The sequence below is a fragment of the Achromobacter semiaridum genome, from assembly GCF_053543755.1.
This window is the reverse complement of record NZ_JBLVOL010000124.1, coordinates 48,249-56,054: the sequence shown is the minus strand read 5'-3', so window position 1 is coordinate 56,054 and position 7,806 is coordinate 48,249. Positions and strand designations below refer to the sequence as shown.

Here is a 7,806-nt window from a genome sequence, read left to right as displayed (position 1 = left end):
CGCCGCTTCCGTATCGGGCACCGGCCGCGACGGCCGCGTGACCAAGGGCGACGCCATGGCTGCCGGCGCTCCCGCCGCCAAGGCCGCTCCGGCCAAGGCTCCGGCCGCTCCCGCCCCGACCACGCTGTCGCTGGACGGCCGTCCGGAACAGCGCGTGCCGATGAGCCGCCTGCGCGCCCGCATCGCCGAGCGCCTGCTGCAATCGCAGCAAGAAAACGCAATCCTGACCACGTTCAACGAAGTGAACATGCAAGCGGTCATCGATCTGCGCAGCAAGTACAAGGACAAGTTCGAAAAAGAACACGGCATCAAGCTGGGCTTCATGTCGTTCTTCGTCAAGGCCGCCGTGGCAGCCCTGAAGAAGTACCCGCTGATCAACGCGTCGATCGACGGCAAGGACATCATCTATCACGGCTACTTCGACATCGGTATCGCTGTCGGCAGCCCGCGTGGCCTGGTGGTGCCGATCCTGCGCAACGCCGACCAGCTGTCCATCGCTGAAATCGAAAAGACCATCGCCGACTTCGGCCGCCGCGCCGCCGACGGCAAGCTGGGCATTGAAGAAATGACCGGCGGTACGTTCTCGATCTCCAACGGTGGCGTGTTCGGTTCGATGCTGTCGACCCCGATCATCAACCCGCCGCAATCGGCCATCCTGGGCGTGCACGCCACCAAGGATCGCGCTGTTGTCGAAAACGGCCAGATCGTCATCCGCCCGATGAATTACCTGGCGCTGTCCTATGACCACCGCATCATCGACGGCCGCGAAGCCGTGCTGGGCCTGGTCGCCATGAAGGACGCCCTGGAAGATCCGCAGCGTCTGTTGCTGGACCTGTAATCTCGACGCCCCGCGCGGCGCCGCTCCGGGCCTACCGGATCGCGGCGCCCCGGCAGGCTCTGGGCCTGCCTCCGGCTCCCCAAGCGTCGGGCGGGGCGTGTTCCACCCCACCATCATCCGCGAGAACACTATGTCCAAACAATTTGACGTCGTCGTGATCGGCGCCGGCCCCGGCGGCTACATCGCCGCCATCCGCGCAGCCCAGCTGGGCATGTCGGTCGCTTGCATCGACGCCTGGCAAAACGGCCAAGGCGGCCCGGCTCCCGGCGGCACCTGCACCAACGTTGGCTGCATCCCGTCCAAGGCGCTGTTGCAATCGTCCGAGCACTTCGAACAAGCCAATCACCACTTCGCCGAACACGGCATCGAAGTCAAGGGCGTCAGCCTGAAGCTCGACACGCTGATCGGCCGCAAGAACACGGTGGTCAAGCAGAACAACGACGGCATCCTGTACCTGTTCAAGAAGAACAAGGTCACCTTCTTCCACGGCAAGGGCGCGTTCAGCGGCCAAGTGGAAGGTGGCTGGGCCATCAAGGTCACCGGCACCGCCGAAGAAGACCTGGTTGCCAAGCACGTAGTGGTGGCGACCGGTTCGTCGGCGCGTGAGCTGCCCGGCCTGCCGTTCGACGAAAAGGTCGTGCTGTCCAACGACGGCGCACTGAACATCGGCGGCGTGCCCAAGACCTTGGGCGTGATCGGTGCCGGCGTGATCGGCCTGGAAATGGGCAGCGTGTGGCGCCGCCTGGGTTCGGAAGTGACCATCCTGGAAGCGATGCCGGAATTCCTGGCCGCCGCTGACGGCCAAGTGGCCAAGGAAGCGCTTAAGGCGTTCACCAAGCAAGGCCTGAACATCCAGATGGGTGTGAAGATCGGCGAGATCAAGGCCACCGCCAAGTCGGTGACCGTGCCCTACGTCGACGCCAAGGGCGCCGAGCAAAAGCTGGTGGTCGACAAGCTGATCGTCTCGATCGGCCGCGTGCCTTACACCGGCGGCCTGAACGCCGACGCGGTGGGCCTGAAGCTGGACGAACGCGGCTTTGTGGCCGTGGACGGCGACTGCAAGACCAACCTGCAAAACGTCTGGGCAGTGGGTGACGTGGTGCGCGGCCCGATGCTGGCGCACAAGGCCGAAGAAGAAGGCGTGGCGGTTGCCGAGCGCATCGCCGGCCAGCATGGCCACGTCAACTTCGACACCGTGCCGTGGGTGATCTACACGTCGCCGGAAATTGCCTGGGTCGGCAAGACCGAACAGCAGCTCAAGGCCGAAGGTCGCGAGTACAAGGCCGGCAGCTTCCCGTTCCTGGCCAACGGCCGCGCCCGCGCGCTGGGTGACACCACCGGTTTTGCCAAGGTGATCGCCGATGCCAAGACCGACGAAGTCCTGGGCGTGCACATCGTGGGCCCGATGGCCTCGGAACTGATCTCGGAAGCCGTGACCATCATGGAATTCCGCGGCGCCGCCGAAGACATCGCCCGCATCTGCCACGCGCACCCGACCTTGTCGGAAGCGGTGAAGGAAGCCGCTCTGGCCGTGGACAAGCGCGCGCTGAATTTCTAAGCGTCCTTGACCTGAGCTAGACGGGGGGCGGGTTCAAGGACCCGCCCTTTTTTCATTTTGGTTGCTTGAGCTTAACCCCATGAACGTTCTCGAATACTACGAACACGCCCTGGCCGAACGCGGCTACAAGCCCGATGCCGCGCAAAAGCTGGCCATCGACCGCTTGCAGCGCTATTACGACGAATGGGTCAAGTTCAAGTCGATGCGCTCGAATGCCCTGAAAAAGCTGCTGAACCGGCCCGACGTGCCGCGCGGCGTGTATCTGTGGGGCGGGGTAGGGCGCGGCAAGAGCTTCCTGATGGACGCCTTCTACGCGACCGTGCCCGTGGTGCGCAAGACGCGCCTGCACTTTCACGAGTTCATGCGTGGCGTGCACCGCGAGCTGGAAGAAGTAAAGGGCATGCAAGACCCGCTGGATGAAGTGGCCAAGCGCGTCGCCAAACGCTACCGCCTGATCTGCTTTGACGAATTCCACGTGTCGGACGTGGCTGACGCGATGATCCTGCATCGGCTGCTGCTCAAGCTGTTTGAATACGGCACGTCGTTCATCATGACGTCCAACTACGAACCGTCCACGCTGTATACGGACGGCCTGCACCGCGACCGGGTGCTGCCCGCCATCGCCCTGATCCAGTCGCGCATGGACGTGATGAACGTGGACGCGGGCGTGGACTATCGCCGCCGTTCGCTGGAGCAGGTGCAGTGTTATCACACGCCGCTGGACGACCACGCGCAGGCCGCGCTGCAAAAGGCGTTCGACAGCCTTGCCGATACGCCACCGCAGGAACCCTTGCTGCACATCGAGCACCGCGAAATCCGCGCCGTGGCGCTGGCCGGTTCGGTGGTGTGGTTTGATTTCGCCACGCTTTGCGGCGGGCCACGTTCGCAGAACGACTACCTGGAACTGGCCAACCGATTCCACGCCGTGATCCTGTCGGGCGTACCCAAGATGGGCCCGCGCCAGGCCTCCGAGGCGCGCCGCTTCACCTGGTTGATCGACGTGTTCTACGACCACCGCGTCAAGCTGATCATGTCAGCCGAGTGCGAACCCGAAGAGATCTACACGGAAGGGGCATTGGCCAACGAATTCCATCGCACCGTGTCGCGCATTCTTGAAATGCAATCGCGCGAATATCTGGAATCCGAGCGCCGCCTGACGGCGACGTTGTAGTAATGCCGCAAGCGGCCCGCCTCGGTCGAGCCGCTTGTACATAGCATTGGTAATGCAAGTCATTATCACTTAAGATTTTGACACTTCAGGTTCCGCACCGCGGTCTCAATTGTGTCTTCCTCTTTGTTTTCCCCACCGGCTTCGTGCGCAGACGCCGCGATCGCGCCCATTGACGGGCTGTATCGCGAGCACCGGCCATGGCTGTTCGGATGGCTGCGCCGCAAGCTGGGTTGCGAGCATCGCGCCGAAGATCTGGCGCAGGACGTTTTTGTGCGGGTGATCCAGGGCCGCAAGGCGGTGCGCGCGACCGATGCGCGCGCCTTGCTGACTACGATCGCCAAGGGGTTGGTCGTGGACCATCAGCGCCATGCCGCGCTGGAATACGCCTATCTGAACTATCTGGCCACGCTTGAGCAGGCGTACGCCCCGTCGCCCGAGACGCAGGCCGAACAGCTGCAAGCGCTGGTGCGTCTGGACGGCCTGCTTGACGGCTTGCCGCCCAAGGCACGTTCCGCATTTCTGATGTCACAGCTGGATGGGCTGACCTATCCCGACATCGCGCAGCGTCTGGGCGTATCGCTCAGTTCCGTTCAGCAGTACATGGTGCGCGCGATGGCCGCCTGCTATGCCGCGTTTTATGAATAACGCGGCACGAACCACCCCGCCCGACGCCGTGGTGCGCCAGGCTATCGCCTGGTGGGCGCGGATGCAAAGTGGCGTGGCAAATTCCCGGGACCACGAGTCCTGCCGCGCGTGGCTGGACGCCGATGCCGCTCATCGACAAGCCTGGGAACGCCTGGAAGCCATCGGCCGCGATGCACGCCGCGTGCCGGCGGCGTTGGCCCACGCCGCACTGAATTCGCCAAGATCCCAAGGCCGTCGCAACGCATTGCGCGGCTTGCTGAGCCTGACGGGCGTGGCCGCCATCGGATGGGCAGGCTACCGGCACACGCCCTGGCAACGCCTGGCGGCTGACCTTAGCACCCGCGTGGGCGAACGCCGTACCGTGGCGCTGGCCGACGGCCTGAGCATCACGCTGAACAGCGATAGCGCCGTGCGCCTGCATCTGTCGGGCGGCGCGCGCGGCATCGACCTGCTGCGTGGCGAGATGCTGGTGAATACAGAACCGCGCGCGGGCGTGGATGCGCTGCACGTGATCGCGGGCCATGGCGAACTGCGTGCCGAGCGCGCGCGGTTCGATCTTCATCGCACCGACGCAAGCTTGCGGCTGGGCGTGTACGAAGGCAGCGTGGAACTGCTGCGCCAGGGCGCCTGGACGCATGCCGCCGCCGGCGAGCGGCTGGCCTACATCGACGCCGACGAACTCGTGCGCAGCGCCGTCGACCCCGACCGGCTGGCCTGGGTGGACGGCATGGTGGTGGCCAAGGAGTGGCGGCTGGACGCCTTTGCGCGCTATCTGGCGCGCCAGCGCGTAGGTGTGATTCGCGTGGACCCCGCCGTGGCCGCCCTGAAGCTATCGGGCGTGTTCCCGCTGGACGATGCGGAACGCGCGTTGAAGGCGCTGGAGCCCGCACTGCCCATCAAGGTCACGCGGCACACGCAGTATTGGTTGCAGGTCGATCCTCGGCAAATTTGAGCGTTACAACTTTTTTATCCGGATGTCTTGCAGGTTTTTGCCTCCCGTACGGAATGGCAGGGATAGATCACCGTACAGGGAGAGTTTCGTGTCTGCTTCATCTCAATCGCGCCTGCGCGCCACACTGACGGCCGGCCGCAAGGCCGTGCTGACCGCCTCTTGCGCGGGCGTGCTTGCCGCCGGCATGCCCGCTGCGTGGGCACAGTCCGCGCCCGCTGCCGCCAACGCGCAGCGTAGCTACCAGATTCCCGCCGGTGCGCTGGCCGATGTGCTGACGCAGTTCGCCCGCACGGCGGGCGTGGTGCTGTCATTCGATCCGGCTTTGGTGCGCGGCCAGCGATCCGATGGTTTGAATGGCGGCTATTCCGTCGGCGCCGGCTTTGCGCGGATCTTGTCGGGCAGCGGCCTGCAAGCGCGTGCGCAGTCGGGCAACACCTGGACGCTGGCGCCCGCGCCTGCCTCGCCGTCGGGTGACGCGCATGTGCTGGCGCCGGTGACGGTGTCCGGCATGGCGGAAAGCGCGCTGGTGCCCACGGTGGGCTATGTGGCCAGCGCCAGCGTCAGCGCCACCAAGACCGACACGCCGCTGATTGAAACGCCGCAGTCCGTGTCGGTCATCACGCGCGAACAGATCACGGAGCAGGGCGCGCAGACGCTTAATCAGGTGCTGCGATACACCGCCGGCGTCGCGACCGAATCGCGCGGCGCTACCGCCACGCGGCTGGACCAGTTCAATGTGCGGGGCTTTTCCGCATCGTCTTATCTGGATGGCCTGCGCGTATTCGGTGGCCGCGATGCGCTGCCGCAAGTCGATGCCTATCGCCTTGAACGGGTGGACGTGCTGAAGGGGCCGGCCTCGGTCATGTACGGCCAGGGCGGCCCGGGCGGCGTGGTGAACCAGGTCAGCAAGCGGCCGCTGGAAGAGACGCTGCGCGAAGTGGAGGTGCAGGTCGGCAACTACGACTATGGCCGCGCCAACTTCGACTTTGGCGGGCCGGTGGACGAAGACGGCAAGTTCTTGTATCGCCTGGTCGGCGCCGGCTATATGTCCGACGGCCAGGTGAAGGACACCAAAGAGCGCCGCTACTTTGTGTCGCCGGCCTTCACGTGGAAGCCCAGTGGCGATACCTCGCTGACCGTGCTGACCAATTTCCAGCGCGATCCCGACATGGGTTCGTACGGCAGCGTGTCGTCCATGCGTACGCTGTTGTCGGCGCCGGACGGCATCCGCCTGCCGGCGGATTACTACGACGGCGACGCCAATTTCGAAAAGAGCGACCGCAAGAGCTATTCATTGGGCTACGTGCTGGACCACCGGTTCAACGACACGTTCAAAGCCACGCAAAGCCTGCGCTGGACCCGTTCAGAAGCCAAGTACCGCAGCGTCTACGGCGCCATGACGAACAACTACGGCTATACGGACCGAACCTATCTGTACCAGCAGCGCGCGGCGATTGCCACGGACGTGGATGTGGGCGCACTGACCATCGACAACAATGTGCAGGCCCGCTTCAACACCGGCAGCTTTGGTCACACCGCGTTGCTGGGCTTTGATTACCAGCACGTGAAGACGGACACGTTGTCGGGATCCGGCAGCGCGCCGCCGCTGTACGTGTTGAACCCGGATAACCGACAGCACATCGCCACCCCGGCATTTTCGTCGGATGCCACGTCCAAGCAATACCAGGCCGGCTTGTACTTCCAGGACCAGATCAAGATCGACCGCCTGTCGGTATTGCTGGGCGGGCGCTACGACTGGGCTCGCACCGTCGGCGAAACCACGGCCATTCCCAGCGGCCGCGTCACCCCGTCGTCGCTGACCGCCGAGAAGTTCACGGGCCGCGCGGGCGTGATCTACAACTTCGATAATGGCGTGGCGCCGTACTTCAGTTACTCGGAATCATTCGAGCCGCAGTCGGGCACGGGTTGGCAGAACGTGCCGTTCAAGCCCATCGAGGGCAAGCAATACGAAGTCGGCATCAAGTATCAGCCGCCCGGCAGCGCAACGTTGCTGACCTTCGCCGCGTTCGATATCCGCCGCGAGAACATGACGACAACCGATCCGGACCCCACCCACGTGTGCGGCACGGCCGGCGGGCGCTGCTCGATCCAGGCGGGCGAACTGCGTACGCAGGGGATCGAGCTGGAAGCCAAGAGCGAGCCGCTGCGCGGCCTGACGCTGGTGGCGGCGTATTCGCTGATGGACAACGAATATTCCAAGGCCAATCCGAACCTGGCGGGCTTGAACCTGAAGGGCAAATCGCCGGCCGGCGTGCCGTCACAACAGGCGTCCGCATGGGCGCGCTATCAGCTGCAAGGGGGGCCGCTGGCGGGCATGGGCGTGGGCGGCGGCGTCCGTTATATCGGCTCGTCGTTCGTTGACGAAGCCAATACCTACAAGGTGCCTTCCGTCACGCTGTTCGACTTGATGCTGGACTATGACCTGGGCCGCGTGTCGCCTTCGTTGAAGGGTATGCAGGTGGCGTTGAACGTGCAGAACCTGTTCGACAAGGAGTATGTCGCGTCGTGCCTTGGTGAGTCCTGGTGCTGGTACGGTTACCAGCGTTCGGTGAAGGCCAGCTTGCGTTATCGCTGGTAAGCCGGCAGTACGGATCGCGGCGGGTTACGCCGTAGCGGGGGGG

At 64.5% G+C, this 7,806-nt stretch carries 6 protein-coding genes; all 6 read left to right on the top strand.

The genetic code is table 11. The features are described 5' to 3' along the window. The coding region (gene odhB, locus ACNPP0_RS26120; protein ID WP_448707429.1) for a 2-oxoglutarate dehydrogenase complex dihydrolipoyllysine-residue succinyltransferase at window positions 1-838 on the top strand (838 nt) is incomplete at its 5' end. A gap of 130 nt (window positions 839-968) precedes the next feature. Further along, entirely contained in the window at window positions 969-2,396 is a 1,428-nt protein-coding gene (gene lpdA / locus ACNPP0_RS26115) for a dihydrolipoyl dehydrogenase (protein ID WP_050450282.1), read from the top strand. A 79-nt stretch (window positions 2,397-2,475) separates the two neighbouring features. Beyond that, entirely contained in the window at window positions 2,476-3,567 is a 1,092-nt protein-coding gene (gene zapE, locus ACNPP0_RS26110) for a cell division protein ZapE (RefSeq protein WP_332610573.1), read from the top strand. Window positions 3,568-3,678: 111 nt separating this feature from the next. Continuing rightward, entirely contained in the window at window positions 3,679-4,212 is a 534-nt protein-coding gene (locus ACNPP0_RS26105; protein ID WP_448707428.1) for a sigma-70 family RNA polymerase sigma factor, read from the top strand. Beyond that, window positions 4,205-5,164 carry a FecR domain-containing protein gene (locus tag ACNPP0_RS26100; protein ID WP_332610570.1) on the top strand — a complete coding sequence of 320 codons (960 nt, stop codon included), beginning with the start codon at window positions 4,205-4,207 and terminating at the stop codon, window positions 5,162-5,164. The genes ACNPP0_RS26105 and ACNPP0_RS26100 overlap by 8 nt, the downstream gene beginning before the upstream one ends. A gap of 184 nt (window positions 5,165-5,348) precedes the next feature. Further along, a complete protein-coding gene (locus ACNPP0_RS26095; protein WP_332610861.1) occupies window positions 5,349-7,763 on the top strand; it encodes a TonB-dependent siderophore receptor in 2,415 nt (804 codons plus the stop codon). Window positions 7,764-7,806 lie beyond the last annotated feature (43 nt).